The 1,333-nt window shown below is 69.8% G+C and carries 1 pseudogene; it reads left to right on the forward strand.

Going from position 1 to position 1,333, the window contains the following annotated elements:
- Window positions 1-92 precede the first annotated feature (92 nt).
- Window positions 93-1,166: pseudogene (locus tag ACZ3TS_RS43010) on the forward strand (IS701 family transposase); the annotation flags it as partial.
- Window positions 1,167-1,333 lie beyond the last annotated feature (167 nt).

A 1,333-nucleotide genomic window follows, 5' to 3' on the forward strand; every position in this document is an offset into this window, starting at 1 on the left:
CCCCGGGCGAAGTGCACGCCGAGTTCCAGGAATTGCAACTCACGGCATGAATTGCTCGGCCAGACCCTGTCCGAAAAACGCGAGGCCCCTCAAACCAGTCCACGTGGGATCCGGTGCCGGTGCGGCGGCGGATAGCTCAGCGGCTGGTGCCGCGGATCGGCCCGGACGCCTGGGCGATCGATGACGTGTCGTTCCCCAAGGACGGACGGATGTCGGTCGGGGTTGCTCCGCAATACTGCGGTGCGCTGGGCAAGCAGGCCAACTGCCAGGTCGCGGTCAGCGTGCACGCGGTCTCCGACACGGCCTCGTGCCCGCTTGATTGGCGGCTGTTCCTGCCCCGGGCATGGGCGGATGACGCTGTGCGGCGTCGGCGGACCGGAGTGCCCGAGGGGGCCGGGCACCGGGAGAAGTGGCGGCTGGCCCTGGACGCCCTGGATGAACTGGCCGGATGGCACCTTGTGCCGCCGGTCGTGGTCTCGGATGCCGGCTACGGCCAGAACGCCGACTTCCGCGCCGGCCTGGCCGAGCGGGGACACGCGTACGTGGTCGGCATCCGCGGCGATATCACCGTCCAGCCGTATGACGCGCACCCGGCCGCCCCGGTCCGGTCCGGCAACGGCCGCCCGCCGCTGCCCCGTTACCGGCAGCCACCGGTGACGGTGGCCAACCTTGCAGCGGCCGCCGGACGCGAAGCCTTCCAGGAGGTGACCTGGCGGGAAGGCTCCCGCGGCCCGATGACCTCCCGCTTCCTCACACTGCGGGTCCGGCCGGCTGGGGTGCGCTCGCGTCGCCTGGCCCAGGCAGCCGCGGTGGCCGGGCACGGCCGGTGGGACGGCGTCCTGCCCGAGGTGCGGCTGCTGGCCGAATGGCCCGACGGCCAGGACGAACCAACCCGGTTCTGGCTGTCCGACCTGCCCGACGACACCCCGATCCCGGAGCTGGTCCGCCTGGCAAAGATCCGCTGGCGCATCGAGCATGATTACCGCGAACTCAAGCACGGCCTGGGCCTGGACCACTTCGAAGGCCGCTCCTGGAACGGCTGGCACCACCACGCCACCCTCGTCACCGCCGCCCACGCCTTCCTCACCGAACAGCGACTGGCCCCAAAAGCCGACACACCGGACTCACCCTCTACCAGATCCTCGACACCCTCCAGGACCTGCTGACCTGCTGGACCGGCACCTGCACCACCTGCCACCAACCCCTGCCCAGCAGAACCACACCAAGATCAAGACAGACCTAGGGAGCGTATTTGGTTGTGATCAAGGGGTGGCTCGTGTGAGGTCCTTGATCCAGATCATCGAGGCGCGGAGGTGGAGGCCGGCGAGGTAGC

The organism is Streptomyces sp. NPDC022910 (assembly GCF_055561075.1).